Raw genomic sequence first — 18,308 nt, forward strand, 5'->3', positions numbered from 1 at the left:
TTTACTTGATAATATTGATTGTTCCGTTGAAGACTTTTTTATTATCCCAATAAAGGTCTTTCACGCTGGCAACCCATGTATATGCGCCTTCTTTAATCGGATTACCGTTATAAGTTCCGTCCCAGGATGAATTCACATCATGCGTTTCCCAAACGACTTCTCCCCAACGATTGAAGATCATCAATTCGAAATCGAATTCATCGATTCCTGCTACATAAAATTTCCATGTCTGGTTGAATTCATCTCCGTCAGGTGTAAATGCATTCGGAGCATAGAAAATAATATCGCTGTTCACTGTCAAAATCCGCTCGACCGTATCGATACATCCTTCCGGAGTTTCAACGATTAACTGGATCGGGTAAGTTGCAACAATTCCTTCCGGGAAATGGAATGTAGGATTTTGATACGTACTGTTATTCGGATCAGAACCAGGAGAAGACCAAGTCCACTTAATTACACTCGGGCTCGATTTGTCCTGCATTTTCACCACTGTTTCAAAGAAAGTCGTCGGATTTGCAGACATTGTAAAATCAGCTACCGGATTTGCAATTACGTTTGCAATTCCAGGGAACGAAGCAGTTGTCACACATCCGAGTTCCGAAGTAACAACCACATCAATGGTATAAATCCCAGCTGCAGTATAGACATAATGGATACTATCATTCCCATAAACCACTTTCTCGTCTCCATTTCCTAATGTAACGAATACGGAATCAATCGGGTCGTCGTTATCAAGGTTCGTTGTATCCAAATAGAATACGAGGTCACCAGGTAAACAAGAGTAAAGTTTGTTTGGATAATAAACCGGTACAATCGATGTAGGGAAATTGATCATCATACAAGAATCCGTACTCGGAGAACCGCATACTTCTGTTAACTCCACACAATATTGTGTATTTGTCGCAGCCGGATCAACCGTGATAGAAGTACCTGTTCCGATAACTGTTCCGTTCTCTTTCCAGGTGAACGTATAATTTGAATTTGCCGGCCCGTTACCACCTGTACCATTCACACTGATTGTAGTTGAAGCCTCCGGGCAAATAATCTGGTCCGGTGTAACATAGGTAATTTGCAAAGCCGGTGGTTGCGTTAAACTATCGGTAGCTGTAATAATACAACCATTCGCATCCGTAACTGTTACTGTAGAAGTTCCAACAAACAAGTCGTTCGCAATATACGATGAAGAAGCAGAGTGATCCCATGAATAAGAATAAGGAGGTGTTCCCTGGTTCACTGCAACAGCTAATACTCCATCATTTGCAGCATGACAGCTTACAGGAACGTTTTGTGAGAAGTAAGAAGTCATTCCCGGAATCTCAGTCACAGTTACGTTTACAGTTCCTGTACAACCGATATTCGAAGTAATGACGCATGAATAAGAACCTGCTGCTAAACCTGCAGCAGTTTGCGTTGTTTGAGCTGCAGGATCATCCCATGCATAAGACAAAGTTCCTACTACAGGTGCCATGTTTGCAGTTGCCGTACCATCGGAACCACCAGGACAAGAAACCACTGTAGACGTGGCGGAATAGGCAACCGGGTTTGCTGCTACCGTTTTAGTTACAGTTCCGGTACATCCATTTGACAAAGTAATCGTACACACATACGTTCCGGGTAAAAGCCCCGTAGCAGTTTGTGTTGTTTGGGCAGCCGGATCATTCCACTGGTAAGTAGCAGTTACACCGGCACTTGTAGGATTACCTGGAATGCTATAATTCGCAGTGGCCGTACCATTGTGTCCCATTGGACAAGAAGCATTGGTCGTTGTTCCGCTATAAGTTGCATTGATATTTGAAACTGTAACCGTTGCTGTTGTTGGAGGAACCGCCAATCCGTTTGCCGGGTTGGGTCCAGAAGTAACCGTTACCGTGTAAGTTCCGGGAGCCACATTGTTTACCGTTTGAGTGGTCGGGTTTCCGGGGATATTCCAGGAATAACCATAAGGAGGAAATCCTCCGTTCGGAGTTACCGTTACAGAACCTGTAGCCTGGTTACAGGTTGCAGGTGTTGATGTTGCGGTAGCATTGAAACTGATTGCATTGCAGTTAACAGTTCCGGTAGAAGGTGTTCCTGCATTCGGTTGTAAACTGATTGTTCCCGGAGAACCGTTGAAATTTGTTACCAATAAGATATAAACCTGTCCGGCAACCGCATTAGAAATATCAACATATTCCGTAGATGAAGCGGAATAAGAACAATCAACTGTAGGAGTTCCCGGACCAATAGGACAACCGGCAGCAACAGAAGTATAAGGTCCGTACAATGCGAAATCCACATCAATCCCCGACCCGCTGGAGGTTGTTTGCGTTAATGTCAAGTGAATGCTTCCGTTTGTTCCGATTGAAAATGCTAACCAGTTCGCGTTCGGAGTTGAACCAAGGCATTGGTAGCTTCCCATACTTGCAACACCTGTGTTGCTTGAATAAGAACCCGAGGTTGAGCAACCTGCCTGACTGCATGAAGCTCCGGGAGCAAGCTGCGCAAGGGCATTCAAATTCAGAAGAATCCCTAAAGAAAAAAGGGCTTTTTTAATTGTTTTCATATATTAAAATCTCTTTGGTAAATGGGTTAGATTGAATATTCTACGGCGTAGCCGGTAATGGTACCATTCAACGATTGAAGCAGGGTTTGGAATTCTTCTTTCGTTAATACTGCCTGTGATTCCAAAACCAAAGAGGTTCCATCTTCACTTAACACATAAGAAATAACTCTGGAATCATTGGTTAATAATGCTTCCAAAGCAGATTTTTGAGAAATACCTATACCTGTAAGTCCGATCACATGGTGTGCTCTTACGCCGGTCAGGATATCAACCCCAGAGATTTTGTTTTGATTCATGTGATTTTGAACTTCAGAGCTCGATAAGTCATAGATTTTCTCATAGACTTGACCAAAGGATTTGAAGGTCAAAAAAACGGTGCTGAATGCAATTAGTAGTAAATATTTCTTCATTTTGGATTATTGTAATACATACAAAAGACGGAAATTATTAAACTTAGGTTGTCTGAGATTTTCTAAAATATTATCAATTCGGTCATTTGAACAATCAAAACAGGGTTCACATCGATTAATTTCCGATTCAATTATAATGTTCTATAAAATTTCCACTTCGTTTTTAAAATTAATTACATTTGCCCCACGTAAAACAAAAGCATTAAATAATATGTCAAGTAAATACCAAGCACAGATTGACGCTTTTATGGAAAAAGTAAAAGCTACCAACGGTCATGAAGCAGAATTTTTGCAAGCTGTTCATGAAGTTGCTGAAGCAGTTATTCCGTTTATGGAAGAAAATCCAAAATATAAGGCTGCAAAAATTTTGGACCGCATTGTTGAACCGGAAAGAACCATCATTTTCCGCGTTCCGTGGTTGGATGACAAAGGTGAAATTCAAGTAAACAGAGGTTACCGCGTAGAATTCAACTCTGCGATCGGTCCATACAAAGGAGGTCTTCGCTTTCACCCTTCTGTGAACCTTTCTATTTTGAAATTCTTAGGATTTGAGCAAATCTTCAAAAACTCATTGACTACCCTTCCTATGGGAGGTGGTAAAGGTGGTTCTGACTTTGACCCGAAAGGAAAATCAGACAATGAAGTCATGAAATTCTGTCAATCATTCATGACTGAGCTTTCCCGTCATATCGGTGCTGATACGGATGTGCCTGCAGGTGATATCGGTGTTGGTGGTCGTGAGATCGGTTACATGTTCGGTCAATACAAGCGTATCCGCAACGAATTTACAGGGGTATTAACAGGAAAAGCGCGTAATTGGGGAGGATCTTTGATCCGTCCGGAAGCAACAGGTTATGGAACCGTATATTTCGCAAAGGAAATGCTGGCTACGAAAGACGATTCTTTCTTAGGAAAGACTGTTGTTATTTCGGGTTCAGGAAACGTAGCTCAATATGCTTGTGAAAAGGCAACTCAATTGGGAGGTAAAGTAGTTACTCTTTCTGATTCATCCGGATATATTTATGATGCCGAAGGTATCGACGCTGCAAAACTTGCTTTTGTTATGGAGTTGAAAAACGTGAAGCGTGGTCGTATCGAGGAGTACGCAAAAGAATATTCTTCCGCGAAATTCATTGCCGGAAAACGTCCTTGGGAAGTGAAAGCTGACATCGCGCTGCCATGTGCTACTCAAAACGAATTGAACGGTGATGAAGCAAATACTTTGATTGCAAACGGAGTAATCTGTGTTGCAGAAGGAGCAAACATGCCTACCACACCGGAAGGGATTGCTGCATTCCAGGCGGCTAATGTATTATTCTCTCCTGGGAAAGCGTCTAATGCAGGCGGTGTTGCAACTTCCGGATTGGAAATGTCACAAAACTCACTTCGTTTAAGCTGGACTGCTGATGAAGTTGACGCAAAATTACACGGTATCATGGTTTCTATCCACGAAGCTTGTGTGAAATACGGTAAAGATGCCAAAGGAAATGTTGACTATGTGAAAGGTGCAAATATTGCAGGTTTCGTAAAAGTTGCAGATTCTATGATTGACCAGGGATTGGTATAATCACAACCAATATTTCAAAACCGCTTTCGTTCAATCGGAAGCGGTTTTTTTTTATGTTAAAACAGTAGGGATGGAAAATTTTTCACCTCTACTGTTTTTTTTCAATTCGGCATTGGTAATTCAGCATTCGTAATTCGCAATTGAGTACATTTGTGTGCGAGATTCACTATGGAAAAAGAAAAAACAAAACGATTGATCGATTTCGATCGGACAGGTTTCGAAAATGAAGAACTTGTCACTATTTATAAAGCAATTGCAAAACCGCGGTTGATTGAGGAAAAAATGTTGATTCTCCTTCGCCAGGGGAAAATTTCCAAGTGGTTCTCAGGCTGGGGCCAGGAGGGAATTTCCGTTGGATCCGCCTACGCAATGAAGGAAGAAGAATTTATTCTTCCGATGCACCGGAATCTGGGTGTTTTTACAACGCGTGGAATTCCTTTAAACCGTCTTTTTGCTCAATTCCAGGGAAAAATGTCGGGTTTCACAAAAGGCCGCGACCGTTCTTTCCACTTTGGAGCCAAGGATTATAACATTGTCGGTATGATCTCGCATTTAGGTCCACAATTGGGAATTGCAGATGGAATTGCACTGGCAAATAAATTAAAGGGAACCAACAACGCTACGATTGTATTTACAGGAGATGGAGGTGCTTCGGAAGGTGATTTTCATGAATCACTAAACGTTGCAGCTGTTTGGGACCTTCCGGTAATTTTTGCGATTGAAAATAATTGCTGGGGATTATCCACTCCGAGTAACGAACAATTCCGCTGTAAACAATTTATCGATAAAGGGATCGGTTACGGAATGGATGCTTTCCAGGTTGACGGAAACAATGTACTGGATGTTATTCGAACCGTGCGAAAAATTGCTGATTCGATCCGTCAAAAACCAAGACCTTTCTTATTGGAGTGTATGACATTCAGAATGCGCGGTCACGAAGAAGCTTCCGGAACAAAATATTACCCGGAAGGAATCCAGGACGAATGGGCAAAAAAAGATCCGGTGACCAATTATGAACTTTACTTGCTGGAACAAGGCGTTTTGACTGAAGAAACAGTTGCTCAGATCCAGCAGGAAATTAAAGATGAAATCCAAAACGGACTTGAAATCGCATTTGCAGAAAGCCCGATAGAAGCAGATCTTCAACGAGAACTGGATGACATTTACGCTCCTTACACCCAAACGGTTATTGAACCTGCCAGTAATGCGAAATCGGAAAAACGCCTGATCGATGCGGTTTCCGATTCATTGAGACAAAGCATGGTCCGTTACCCGGAACTGGTGATCATGGGCCAGGATGTTGCCGAATATGGTGGTGTATTTAAAGTTACAGAAGGGTTTGTGGAACAATTCGGAAAGGGACGTGTTCGCAACACGCCGATCTGTGAATCCGCTATTGTCGGAGCAGGATTGGGTTTATCCATTGCAGGAATGAAAGCAGTTGTAGAAATGCAGTTTGCTGATTTCGTGACTTGCGGATTCAACCAGATTGTCAATAATTTAGCAAAAATTCATTGGAGATGGGGGCAAAATGCAGACGTTGTTGTGCGCATGCCTACCGGGGCAAACACAGCTGCCGGACCCTTCCACAGTCAAAGTAACGAAGCGTGGTTCTTCCACACTCCGGGATTGAAAGTCGTTTACCCTGCTTTTCCCGGCGATGCGAAAGGATTATTGAACGCTGCGATTGAAGATCCGAACCCGGTATTATTCTTTGAGCATAAATTCCTATACCGAAGTATTCGTGAAGACATCCACGACGATTATTACACGACTGAGATCGGTAAAGCGGGCTACGTGCGCAAGGGAGATGATTTAACAATCATTACTTACGGATTGGGAGTTCACTGGGCCATGGAAGCTTTGGATGCACATCCGGAAATTTCTGCAAACCTGGTCGACTTGAAAACATTGCTTCCTTTGGATACGGAAACGATCTATGATGCCGTGCGTCAAACAGGAAAGGTAATTGTACTGCATGAAGATTGCATGACCGGGGGAATCGGTGGAGAATTAGTTGCTTTGATCAATGAAAACTGTTTTGATGCCCTGGACGCTCCTGTGAAGCGTGTTGCATCTCTGGATACTCCTGTTCCGTTTGCTGTTGCATTGGAAAAACAATTCCTGCCGGCAGAACGGTTCAAGCAGGCACTGGTTGAATTGTATGAATTTTAATTGAATCAACTAATTAAGGCATGTGTGGTTAGGCGATTAATTGCGTAACCACAATTCCAAAAAGCAAAAACGGTCGTTCGATAAATCGAACGACCGTTTTTTATGATCCATTTTTTTATTAATCTTTTACCACCGTATATCCCGGGTATTTGGATTTATCGAATACAAACTTGCTGTCTTCGATAGCCGGATTGGAAGTGAATTTTGTCATGGTGAAGGTAGAAACCGTTCCATCGTTTGATTTCAAAATCGCTTTCTTCAATTCGTTGTCGTCTTTGGAAACATATACAATGATCGTATGATAATTTGCCTTTTTCGGAGTTTTGGGATACAAATAAATCACATGCACTTTTTCACCGCTTAATGTCTCTTCCTTTTCGTATTTGCTTTTGAATCCTGTTTCCCAAATAGTCATCAATTTTTTCGGGTTAATGGATTCTTCATCATCGCCTGAGGCATCTGTTTCATACACTGTTTTCTCTTCTTTTACGATGCTCCAGGTTTTAGTCCCGTTTGAGATTAACGTGGTTTCACCGTAAGTAGCACTAAATTTATCACCTTTCACCCATCCTTTCCCAGACATGTTTGTGTTTGTTCCGTTCGTGCTGTTCTTGATCGTTGCGCTAAATTCTACATAGAAGGTTTTCAGTCCTTTTATTTTAGCAGAAACTTTATCAAGGATTGCGTCTGCTTTTGCATCCTGACTATACGCCAATGTGCTCCCTAATAAAGTCAAGCAAATAAATAAGTATTTCATGTTTCATTAATTTTCTCTGCAAATATCAGAAATTGTGCCAAGAATCCTGTTATATAATTAATAATTTAAAATGGACAGTCGAGAAGTTTAAAGTAGTTGTATTTCGGAAGTCTTGAGTCTTGGCTTAATTAGTCCTTCATCCTTTTCGATTTTTCCAATATCAATTTTCAATTGATGCCTTTCGCACGCAGGAACTCTTCCAGGCTTTCGATATCACTAAAAAGTACTTCCCTTGCTTTACTTCCCTGGAAAGGGCCTATAATTCCGTATCCTTCCAGTTGGTCCACGATTCGTCCGGCTCTGTTGTAACCCAACTTCAATTTACGCTGCAGCAAGGAAGCCGATCCCTGGTTATTGATCACAACAATCCGTGCAGCATCGGCAAACATCGAATCGATTTCATCCAGATCGATATCACGGTCCTCACCTCCGTCTGCCCCAACGTATTCCGGAAGAATCAACGCTTCCGGGTAAGCTCTCTGCTCGCCGATAAATTTACAGATATCTTCTACTTCAGGTGTGTCCGCGAAACCGCATTGTACACGAATCAGGTCCTGACCAAGTGAAATCAGCATATCTCCGCGACCGATCAGCTGATCCGCACCGGAAGAATCCAAGATGGTGCGTGAATCGATCTTGGAAAGTACACGGAATGCAATCCGGGCCGGGAAGTTAGCCTTAATCATACCGGTAATTACATTGACGGAAGGCCGTTGAGTTGCCACAATCAGGTGAATTCCGATTGCGCGGGCGAGCTGTGCCAAACGTGCAATTGGGTGTTCCACTTCTTTTCCGGCAGTCATGATCAAATCTGCAAACTCATCAATCAATACTACGATATACGGCAAATAGCGATGTCCCTTTTCCGGGTTCAATTTGCGTGCAATGAACTTGGCATTGTATTCCTTAATGGTACGAACCTGTGCTTCTTTGAGTAACTCGTAACGGTTGTCCATTTCGATACACAAAGAATTCAGGGTATTGACCACCTTCGAAGTATCTGTGATGATCGCATCTTCTTCACCGGGAAGTTTCGCCAGGAAATGACGTTCAATGCGGTTATAAAGCGTTAATTCCACTTTTTTCGGATCGACCAGTACGAACTTCACCTGTGCCGGGTGTTTTTTGTAAAGGATCGAAACCAGGATCGCATTCAAACCAACCGATTTACCTTGTCCGGTAGCTCCCGCTACCAATAAGTGAGGGGCTTTTGTCAGATCGAAAGTATAGGTCTCATTCGTGATTGTTTTCCCCATTACGATCGGCAATTCGAAATCGGAATTCTGGAATCGCTCAGAAGCGATCAACGATTTCATGGAAACCATATCGGGCTTACTGTTTGGAACTTCAATACCAATGGTTCCTTTTCCGGGGATCGGAGCAATGATCCTGATTCCCAAAGCAGATAAACTCAAGGCAATATCGTCTTCGAGGTTCTTGATTTTTGAAATGCGGACTCCCGGAGCCGGTACAATTTCGTATAAGGTGACCGTCGGGCCAACAGTTGCCTTGATCTTCGCAATATCGATCTTATAATGAGAAAGTGTCTCAACGATTTTGTTTTTGTTGTCCTCTAATTCCTGCTTGTTGATGGAGACTTGTCCGTTCCCGTAATCTTTCAGCAAATCGATGGGAGGAAGTAAATACCCGGAAAGTTCCAGTGTCGGATCGTAATCTCCGTATTCCTGTCTGATGGAGTTGAATTCATCATCGGAAAGCATGGCATCCGTTTTGGCAATGCTCACTTTGAAATCGCCTTCTTCTTCATCGTCTTCTTCTATCAGTTCTTCGGGTTCCAATTCGGGTTCTGTTTTTTCAGCACCGGATTGAATGACGATAAAACTTTCTTCTTCTCCGTCGCCGTAAGATTCGTCTTCCTCCTCTTCTTCGTCAAAATTTACTTCTGCGGCTTCTTGTTCTGCACGGATCTGGTCTTCCCGGATGGTATTTACCACATGAATATCCGTCATATTTGTATGAAGAGGCTGATCGTCTTCAAAAAAAGATTCTTTGGCTCCTTTGGCCCGATTCCACCAAGACATGATGTCAGCATTAAAGAGCACTACCAGCACTATCCATAAAAGCGCTACAATGGCAACGAAACTTCCGAAACTTCCAATGGTCAGTTTCAGCCACTGATTGATTGCAAAACCGAAAGTTCCACCCAGGTAATCGATGTGTTCTACAAAATAGCCCAGGAAAATGGAACTCCAAACCATAAACAGCACAGCAACGGCAATGGAGCGTCTGATCGGAAGGAGCAGAATATTTAAGGTCCACTTGAAACCGATCAGGAAAATAATGAAGGAAATTGCAAAGGAAGACACTCCGAACCAACGGTACATGAATAAGTGAGCCATCCACGCTCCGAACTTACCCAGCCAGTTTTCGACCGGTTCGGGATTGCTGTCAAAAAGAAACCCGAAAAGCGAAACATCCAGTACACGGTCCTGATCGGAAGTCCATGTAAAAAAATAGGAAAAGCAGGATAGGAAAGTAAAAAAGGAGAATAAGATCATGGCAATTCCCAAGATCGTTTTGACTCTTTTTTTATCGAAGCGATTTGACAGACGGTCCAATAAGGCATTATTAGAAGGCTTGCGTTCTTTCGCAGGCTTTCCTTTCGGGTCTTTTTTAGTCTTTTCTTCCGCTGTTTGCTCGCTTTTTTGCCTGTATTCGTTTTCCAATGCCATTCTTCACGAAGTATCCTACGAAGATAACGACATCCACCGGCTTTGGTTAAAGAGATCCGATTTAACTATAAACAAACTACTGTTCATTATTCGAATAAAAGACATGCATGAACTCTTCGAAGCTGATCCGTTTATAATCAGAAGGTATCCCAAATAAATCGCGATTGACCTGCTCGTCCTTTTTCTCTACCAGCTCATAATGGATCAAACCGTCCTGGGAAGGAATGTAATAATCCAAAGCCAATCCTTTCACTTCCGGATACACCTGAAGGTATTTGTTACTGAGATTTTTGGCGAAATAACAATAAAAACCTTCCGTATTTTCATCTTGCACCAAGTATTTCTTCGCCTTTAGTCCGGCTATCTTTTTGGAGCCCGTTTTCCGGGTTACCGTGTATGTTTTTTGAATGGAGTCCTTTTTTTTCGACAAATCCGTCTGGATCGCATATTTATTTCCATCCAGCTCCAGCAGAAGGTAAGCTTTATTCAACTCCATATTCCGGATATACACCTGAACCCCAAACTGCTGTGTTTCAGTTTCTACCCGAACAACGGTATCATTCGTGTAAAGCGTTACATTCCAAGACTTCCAAATCACATTTGAGTCCGGAGCCATCACGGTTGCTTTGTACTTCAGGATACCTGAAAACGGTTTTTGGGTAAATCCTGAAACCGTGGTCAATAAAACCATACTGATAACACAAATAAATTTCATCTCTCAATTTTTTGGTGAAGGTACTTTTAAATTCCTAGTGACGCGAAAGGTTAATACTTGTTCGATTAAAGTCTCCAAAACCGGGCCAATCCGATCTGCGAATTTTTATCGAAAGCAAAGCTTTCTCTTATTCAAATGTCGCAAACAAACTATTCATTTTTTGATTATACTCGTCGTAACTGATCGAAGTACCTTTGGCGGGCAAAGTAAACAACTGTTTCCTGGATTCGTCTGCATTCGGAATAAATTTAACGGCTTTATAATCTATTCGTATGCCGAAACGATCCACAGAATAAGCCAACAAAACCCCAGGAACTTCGTTGAATGTATTATACCAGTTGGGATTTTTCAATTCAATTTCCTCTGTATACCACAGAATAATCACGTCCTTTTTGTCTTTTTTGTTTACAGCAATGGCCTTCTTCACATTCAATCCGGCAAGTGTATCCGTTTCATCCGTAAAGCGGATGTCGTATTTGGTCTGATCATTTGCCATTTTCTGAATCTCTTCCGGAGTTAGTTTTGTTTTGAATGCTTCTTCCCCATATTGAAAATAAATGTCCATCCGCTTTTTGTTACAGTCAAACAGTAAAATATTCTGAAAATTTCCCCGACTGATATCATTTCGTACCATTCCGTTCTTAAAACTGATTTGAATTTCTTTCGGCAGGATGTTATACAGGAACGCATTCTTTTTGTGCTTGGGATAGTCGGCCGAATAAATGATCGTCCCTTCACTGATAACTTCTTTTTTGGAAGTACATGAACACAACATAAAAATGCAAATTCCCAGGAAAAAGGATGATTGCTTTACCAACATATAAGATCTTTAATACGAACTTAATACGGCAAATTGTTGAAAAGGTTTCGGGGACTTGAATAAGAGAAAAACCCGCTTTCTATTTAAATCCGCCACAGCTGATTAATCTGGCTTTTTGAAAAACCAAGTAGTATTCCAAAGAGATCCAATTTTAGAATTGATAATAAGTTTCTGCTATAATTGTTAATACCCCTAAACCAAATATGTATTTTTGCGCTATTAACAATTTGTTATGCATCGGAAAATTGAAATCATTGTAAACAACTCAGAACTCGCAGCCGGTACCAGGGGTGCTTCGCTAGGACCAGGAGCTATCATGACTGCAGCCAGGAAAGTACATAATCCTTATTTCGGAATTTACCCGCTTCACCCTTTGCCTGATTACAATCGATTTTTAGACCAAGAAAACGAAACGGAGTTTGCCAAAAATCTGAAGGGTTTTAAATTGGTATTCGAATCTGTTGCTGAAACAACAAAAGCATTGTTAGAGAAAGGATCTTTCCCGCTTGTTCTCGCAGGTGACCACGGTTCTGCAGCAGGAACCATTGCAGGAATTAAGGCCGCTTTCCCTGAAAAACGGTTGGGAGTTGTCTGGATTGACGCACATGGGGATTTACATTCTCCCTATACCACGCCATCCGGAAATATTCATGGAATGCCTTTAAGTCTTTCGCTTGGAAATGACAACCTGAAGTACCAACGAAACAAGCCTTCGGAACAAACCGTAAGCATTTGGAATGAACTCAAATACAAATACACCGATTCAATCAAAGTGAGCCCTTCTGATTTGGTGTTTGTCGGTGTGAGAGATACGGAGCTTGAGGAAAATCAATTGATCGCGGAAAACAATATTACGAATTATACGGTCGAGCAGGTACGCAAAGAGGGAGCACAGACGATTGTTCAACAAGTTTTGGAACAGCTCGAGCCATGTGATATCATTTACGTTTCTTTTGATGTAGATTCAATGGATCCTGAAATCACTTCCTTCGGCACCGGAACACCGGTTGGAAACGGTATTTTCCCGGAAGAAGCAGAAGAAATATTAACTTTGTTGGCTCAAAATCCAAAAACGGTATGTATCGAATTTGTCGAAGTAAACCCGTGCCTGGACAATAAAGAAAATACGATGGCAGAAACTGCGTTCTCATTGCTGGAATCAGTGACTGCTGCGCTCAACAGTTCAAAGAGTTCCAAAAGTGTAACGGGTTCAATTTGAACATTTGAAATAAATAAAAACAAACAATCCTAATGGAAGATTTAATCAAGTCGGCAATTATTGAAAAATCAAATCAATTAGTTGGTTTCGAATGTTCCGACTCGCTGATTCAGTTTCAAAAAACAAAAAAAGAATTCGAAGGTGATACGACTTTGGTATTATTCCCTTTGATGAAACTTGCTGGAAAATCCCCGCAAGAAATTGGAAAAGTACTTGGTGATTTTTTAAGGGACGAAGTGCGCTGTGTGAGCGATTATTCAATTATCGGAGGGTTCTTAAACTTAAGTTTCCCGAATGATTATTGGACACAACAATTGAGTGAAATTGATTCAAATGCAACTTTCGGATTGGCTGAAAAGAATTCCAAACCGGAAATCATGGTAGAGTATTCCTCTCCGAACACTAACAAACCGTTGCACCTGGGTCATTTACGCAACAACTTTTTAGGATATTCCGTTGCGCAGATCCTGGATGCTTACGGTCATCGCGTAATCAAAACACAGATTATCAACGATCGTGGAATTCACATCTGTAAAAGCATGCTCGCCTGGCAGAAGTTTTCCCCTCTGAATGAAAAAGGAGAGCGTGAAAATCCTGATAATACGGGAATGAAGGGAGACAAACTGGTTGGAAAATACTACGTAGAATTTGACAAGCGATTCAATGCAGAGGCCAAAGAGATTATTGCACAATGGGATGCCGGAAATTTTGAAGGATATCCTGAAACGACCGTTGCAAAATACCGTGAATTTACCGAAGCCAAAACAGGTAAGGACGAGAAAGCCGTTGCAGGATTAGATGATAAAATCAAGGATCTGGCGAAAAACGAAACTGCTATTTTGCGCGAAGCCAAAGACCTGCTTGTTCGATGGGAAGGAAGAGATCCGGAAGTGTACTTACTATGGACCACGATGAACGGATGGGTGTATGACGGGTTCAATCAAACCTATGAAAAGATGGGAGTTGATTTTGATCGGTTGTACTACGAGTCTGACACCTTTATTCTTGGAAAAGACCTGGTAAATGAAGGGCTGAATAAAGGGGTTTTCTATCAAAAAGAAGACGGTTCGGTTTGGATCGATCTGACAGGAGACGGATTGGACCACAAATTACTGCTGCGTTCGGACGGAACTTCGGTATATATGACCCAGGATTTGGGAACTGCTGTTGACCGTTTCAACGATTACCCGAATTTAACCGGCATCATTTATACCGTAGGCAACGAACAGGATTACCATTTCAAAGTTTTGTTCCTGATCCTGGAGAAACTAGGGTATTCCTGGGCAAAATCCTGCTTTCATTTATCCTACGGAATGGTAGACTTGCCATCCGGAAAGATGAAATCCCGTGAGGGAACAGTTGTCGATGCAGATGATCTGATGGATGAAGTAATCGAAAGCGCTAAAGAAATGACAGCTGAACGCGGACATTTGGAAGGAATGAGTGACGCTGATCGCGAAACACTTTACAAAACCATCGGAATGGGCGGGTTGAAATATTATTTACTAAAAGTTGATCCGAAGAAACGCATGCTGTTTAATCCGGCGGAATCGATTGAATTGAACGGGCATACCGGTCCGTTTATTCAATATGCACACGCACGGATTCAGTCGCTTCTGGGAAAAGCAAGCAGTTTTAAACTGGATACCAATACAGAAATTGGTGCTTCCGAAAAGGAAATTATCAAACAATTGGTATTGTACCCTTCCATTATTGAGGAAGCTGCAACAACATACGCTCCGTCTGTTGTTGCGAACTATACTTACGAATTGGTGAAATTGTTTAATCAATTTTACCAAAACGTGATGATCTTGAGTGAGACCGATGAAAAACAAAAAGCCTTGCGTCTAACTGTCAGTCAGAACGTGGCTAAAGTGATTAGGAGTTCGATGCATTTGCTGGGAATTACAGTTCCCAACCGGATGTGATAGAAATTTCAACAGTATTCCGTACAGGAACTTAATACGAAACGGGAGGCAATACATTGTCTCCCGTTCTTATTAAACCCAAATCATCCGCTTTAACGGACAGATTTGCCCTTGGTAGACGAATCAACTCCGCCTCCACAGATCTTTATACTTTACCACCTGTAACCAGACGGGCTATTACAATAATGACAACTGCTCCTACGGTGGAAGTCAACAAAACTCCCCAAATGTTATCAGCAGGAAAGATATGCAGTAAACCGAACAGCCATACCCCTACGATTCCTCCCAAAATTCCCAAAACGATATTGAATAAAAGTCCTCCCCTGGAACTGTCCATGATTGCTCCGGCCAACCAACCGGCAACACCTCCAATAATCAATGCCCATAACCAACTCATAACCTCAATTTTAGATGTGAATTTGTAAGTAATATAACTAAAAGAGACGAGCTAAAAAAGGATTTAGCATCTGTTAACAGAGACTCCCTGCCTTTTCCTAAAACAAAAAAAGCAGGCAAAGTGCCTGCTGTCCTTATTACAAAATCAATAAACAGAGGATTGATTAGTTCGTACCTCCCAAAAATGCGTACATCAAGATATTTGCTCCCATTTGAAGTGCCTGTTTCCGTTTTTCCTCCGGATCGTTGTGAACCGCCTGATCCTCCCAACCATCGCTGAGATCTGTTTCGTAAGTATACAAACAAACCAGCCTTCCTTCAATGATGATCCCGAATGCCTGCGGTCTTTTCCCATCGTGTTCGTGAATCTTCGGCAAGCCATTGAAATCGTATTTTTGATGAAAGACCGGATGGGAAAAAGGAAGTTCGACCAGGGAATTATTCGGAAAAACCTTCTTTAATTCTTCGCGAATAAATTTATCCATTCCATAGTTGTCGTCAATATGAAGAAAACCTCCTCCCAACAAGTAATTCCGAAGGTTCTCAGCTTCTGTTAGCGAGAATACCACATTTCCATGACCTGTCATGTGGACAAAAGGATACAAACTCAATTCCGGGCTTCCGACATCTACATATGGCGCCTCTTTCGAGATGGTGGTCCCGAGATTCGCATTACAAAACTGCGCCAGGTTCGGCAGAGCAGTTGGGTTTGCATAATAATCTCCTCCTCCGCTGTATTTTAAAAATGCAATCTGATAACTTCCCTGAGCGAATCCAGGTGCACTCAAAAAAAGGAAGGTGATTATAAATATTCTTTTCATCCTGTTTAACTATTAAGGGCTAAAACACACGCCACTATTCCGGCGGTCTCCGTTCGCAAACGCGATTCTCCCAAATGTACGGCTTCATATCCATGTTTCAAAGCCCATTTTAACTCGGATTCGCTAAAATCTCCCTCCGGACCGATTAAAATCCGGAATGGATAGTTTAATTCATTAACCGATTTTTTCGCTCCTTCCATGCAATGTGCCAGGCCGCCATTCGGGTTATCAGCTACAAAATCTGAAAAGTTTTGAAGCTCTTCCATTTCCAATAAAAAATCGTGCTGTGCCTGTTTCATGGCAGAAATGGCAACGCGTTGCAGCCGATCCAATTTCAATTGAACACGTTCCGATCGTTCACAGTTCAGGAAAGTCAGTTTACTTGCTCCTATTTCCACAATTTTTTCGACCATCCATTCCATCCGGTCCAAATTCTTGGTAGGAGCAATTGCCAAATGAAACCCATTCCCCGATCTGTTTTTGACTTCTCTCGAAATCACTTTTACCTGGCATTTCTTCGGGTGCGCATCGACAATCTCCGCTGTTACGATTAACCCCAATCCATTCAACAGCAAAAAACGGTCTCCGTTCTCATGACGCAATACCCGTACGATGTGTTTGGATTCTTCTTCCGGCAGTTGAAACACTTCCGAATCAGGAATTTGTAAGAGAAAAAAGCGTCTCATCAATTGAGTATTTGAACCAACATTTCTTTTAATAGCTGTCCGTCCGAGGTGGAGCTGTTCCCTACTCCTTTTGCCTTCAGATCGTACTGATGTAAAATTTCGACATTCCGGGCCAGGATCTTAGGCGGATAATTCGGACAGTTCCGGATCAGTTCCTTCGCAACAAAGGGGTGTAATCCGACTGAAGAAGCAATAGCATCCGGAGATTTATTCGAAGCAAAATGAACACGCATCATATTGGTGAACAATTTAAAAACAGATGGGATCACCACAATAATCGAATGGTCTTTCGGATTTTTCTCAAAGTAATCCGCTATCTGGAAGGCTTTTAATGTATCCCGAATGGCAATCGCATTTACCAATTCAAACACATTATAATCCTTTGATATCCCAATATTTTCTTCAATATGCACATCGGAAATCTTCGTTCCTTTTTCCAGTACAATTGCCAATTTATCCAGTTCATTCACAATCCTGGAAAGGTCATTACCCAAAAATTCGCCCAATAACGAAGCTGCTTTCGAGGTAATTTCATATCCTTCGGAGCGAACGTAGCTTGCGATCCATTCCGTCAGGTTGTAATCTTTTACTTTTTCTGATTTGAAATTCACCCCCACATTCGCGATCTCTTTGGTGAGTTTGCGTTTTCCGTCGAGAGCTTTGTACTTATGGCACAACACCAAAATGTTGCTTTCCACCAGATTCGGAAGTAATTTTTCCAGTTCATAAATATCCTTCATGTCCTGTGCTTCGCGAACAATGACCACTTTGCGCGTTCCCATAAACGGAAAACTGCGGGCTTCGCTCATGAGTGTCAATGCATCTATATCGCGTCCGTAATAAACTGCCAGGTTAAAATCTTTTTCGGATTCATCTACAGCGTTTTCGCTGATCGCGTCGGATATCAGGTCTATGAAGTACGGTTCTTCACCATGCAACACATATAAAGGCTTAAAATCACCGTTTTTAATGTCTTTGAGAAGCGCTTTGTAATCCATCATTCAAAATTACGAATTACGAATTATGAATGCCTAATTGTTCATTATTTTCTTGGCAGAAATATCGACCACGCTGAAAATTTTCCGCCACCACGATTCAAATTCGCAATTCTGAACTCGGAATTCGTAATTTTGCGACATGTATCCCTCGTTGAATTTACCTTCTGCGCAATTAAAGCTTTCGAAAGAGCAAGGGGAATTTTTCGTTTGGTGTATTGTTCGCCGGAAGAAATTACTGCTCACACCGGAAGAGTGGGTCCGTCAGCATGTAATCCATTACCTCATCCACCACAAAAAAACTCCGATCGAACGGATCAACAGCGAACATTTGTTGAGAATCAATGGTCAAAACCGGCGCTGTGATATTGTGGTTGTTGATTCTTTCGGGAATCCGAAACTGATCGTGGAATGCAAAGCTTCGGAAATTAAGCTGGATGAGAAGGTTTTCCTTCAAACCAGTAATTATATTCAAAAAAGTAAAGCGGCCTATTTCTGGATGACAAACGGACTGAACCACGTGATCGTGGAATGTGCTAATCCGGAGGTATTTTTGGAGGATTTACCCGAATTATAATCACAAA

15 protein-coding genes are annotated in these 18,308 nt (G+C 41.9%); 5 read left to right on the top strand and 10 right to left on the bottom strand.

Going from position 1 to position 18,308, the window contains the following annotated elements; translation table 11 throughout:
- Nucleotide 1 precedes the first annotated feature (1 nt).
- Nucleotides 2-2,542 carry a T9SS type B sorting domain-containing protein gene (locus FO442_RS09185; RefSeq protein ID WP_144332877.1) on the bottom strand — a complete coding sequence of 847 codons (2,541 nt, stop codon included), beginning with the start codon at nucleotides 2,540-2,542 and terminating at the stop codon, nucleotides 2-4.
- Between the two features lie 26 nt (nucleotides 2,543-2,568).
- Complete coding sequence (locus tag FO442_RS09190; RefSeq protein WP_144332878.1) at nucleotides 2,569-2,952, bottom strand: hypothetical protein; 384 nt, start codon at nucleotides 2,950-2,952, stop codon at nucleotides 2,569-2,571.
- 211 nt (nucleotides 2,953-3,163) lie between these two features.
- On the opposite strand from FO442_RS09190, the gene gdhA reads away from it, so the two are divergent.
- The gene (gdhA, locus tag FO442_RS09195; RefSeq protein WP_144332879.1) at nucleotides 3,164-4,519 is read left to right on the top strand and encodes an NADP-specific glutamate dehydrogenase; all 1,356 of its coding nucleotides are present in this window, start codon (nucleotides 3,164-3,166) and stop codon (nucleotides 4,517-4,519) included.
- A 168-nt stretch (nucleotides 4,520-4,687) separates the two neighbouring features.
- Nucleotides 4,688-6,694, top strand: a complete 2,007-nt coding sequence (locus FO442_RS09200) for an alpha-ketoacid dehydrogenase subunit alpha/beta (RefSeq protein ID WP_144332880.1) — start codon at nucleotides 4,688-4,690, stop codon at nucleotides 6,692-6,694.
- A gap of 118 nt (nucleotides 6,695-6,812) precedes the next feature.
- Here FO442_RS09200 and lolA1 read toward each other — a convergent pair whose 3' ends face one another.
- From lolA1 to FO442_RS09220, 4 genes are all read right to left on the bottom strand, one after another.
- The gene (gene lolA1, locus FO442_RS09205; protein ID WP_144332881.1) at nucleotides 6,813-7,451 is read right to left on the bottom strand and encodes an outer membrane lipoprotein periplasmic chaperone LolA1; all 639 of its coding nucleotides are present in this window, start codon (nucleotides 7,449-7,451) and stop codon (nucleotides 6,813-6,815) included.
- Nucleotides 7,452-7,618: 167 nt separating this feature from the next.
- Entirely contained in the window at nucleotides 7,619-10,144 is a 2,526-nt protein-coding gene (locus tag FO442_RS09210; RefSeq protein WP_144332882.1) for an FtsK/SpoIIIE family DNA translocase, read from the bottom strand.
- A gap of 76 nt (nucleotides 10,145-10,220) precedes the next feature.
- Nucleotides 10,221-10,859 carry a hypothetical protein gene (locus FO442_RS09215; protein ID WP_144332883.1) on the bottom strand — a complete coding sequence of 213 codons (639 nt, stop codon included), beginning with the start codon at nucleotides 10,857-10,859 and terminating at the stop codon, nucleotides 10,221-10,223.
- Between the two features lie 127 nt (nucleotides 10,860-10,986).
- Nucleotides 10,987-11,679 carry a hypothetical protein gene (locus tag FO442_RS09220; RefSeq protein ID WP_144332884.1) on the bottom strand — a complete coding sequence of 231 codons (693 nt, stop codon included), beginning with the start codon at nucleotides 11,677-11,679 and terminating at the stop codon, nucleotides 10,987-10,989.
- A 232-nt stretch (nucleotides 11,680-11,911) separates the two neighbouring features.
- Here FO442_RS09220 and FO442_RS09225 point away from each other — a divergent pair, with 232 nt between their 5' ends.
- On the top strand, nucleotides 11,912-12,898 hold the full coding sequence (locus FO442_RS09225; protein ID WP_144332885.1) for an arginase: 987 nt from the start codon (nucleotides 11,912-11,914) through the stop codon (nucleotides 12,896-12,898).
- A 32-nt stretch (nucleotides 12,899-12,930) separates the two neighbouring features.
- Nucleotides 12,931-14,826, top strand: a complete 1,896-nt coding sequence (gene argS, locus FO442_RS09230; RefSeq protein WP_144332886.1) for an arginine--tRNA ligase — start codon at nucleotides 12,931-12,933, stop codon at nucleotides 14,824-14,826.
- 145 nt (nucleotides 14,827-14,971) lie between these two features.
- Here the strand turns inward: argS and FO442_RS09235 are convergent, their stop codons facing one another.
- The 4 genes from FO442_RS09235 to holA all read right to left on the bottom strand — a co-directional run bounded on the left by FO442_RS09235 (nucleotide 14,972) and on the right by holA (nucleotide 17,727).
- Nucleotides 14,972-15,223 carry a GlsB/YeaQ/YmgE family stress response membrane protein gene (locus tag FO442_RS09235; protein WP_144332887.1) on the bottom strand — a complete coding sequence of 84 codons (252 nt, stop codon included), beginning with the start codon at nucleotides 15,221-15,223 and terminating at the stop codon, nucleotides 14,972-14,974.
- A 163-nt stretch (nucleotides 15,224-15,386) separates the two neighbouring features.
- Nucleotides 15,387-16,043 carry a DUF4159 domain-containing protein gene (locus FO442_RS09240; protein WP_144332888.1) on the bottom strand — a complete coding sequence of 219 codons (657 nt, stop codon included), beginning with the start codon at nucleotides 16,041-16,043 and terminating at the stop codon, nucleotides 15,387-15,389.
- A gap of 5 nt (nucleotides 16,044-16,048) precedes the next feature.
- Nucleotides 16,049-16,729 carry an RsmE family RNA methyltransferase gene (locus FO442_RS09245; protein WP_144332889.1) on the bottom strand — a complete coding sequence of 227 codons (681 nt, stop codon included), beginning with the start codon at nucleotides 16,727-16,729 and terminating at the stop codon, nucleotides 16,049-16,051.
- Nucleotides 16,729-17,727 (bottom strand): DNA polymerase III subunit delta, encoded by a 999-nt coding sequence (holA, locus tag FO442_RS09250; protein WP_186280017.1) that lies wholly within the window; start codon nucleotides 17,725-17,727, stop codon nucleotides 16,729-16,731. The genes FO442_RS09245 and holA overlap by 1 nt, the downstream gene beginning before the upstream one ends.
- A 139-nt stretch (nucleotides 17,728-17,866) precedes the next feature.
- Between holA and FO442_RS09255 the strand changes: the two genes are divergently transcribed.
- The gene (locus FO442_RS09255; RefSeq protein WP_144332891.1) at nucleotides 17,867-18,301 is read left to right on the top strand and encodes a type I restriction enzyme HsdR N-terminal domain-containing protein; all 435 of its coding nucleotides are present in this window, start codon (nucleotides 17,867-17,869) and stop codon (nucleotides 18,299-18,301) included.
- Nucleotides 18,302-18,308: the final 7 nt, after the last annotated feature.

This window comes from Fluviicola chungangensis (assembly GCF_007558725.1).
Lineage (GTDB): Bacteria > Bacteroidota > Bacteroidia > Flavobacteriales_D > Crocinitomicaceae > Fluviicola > Fluviicola chungangensis.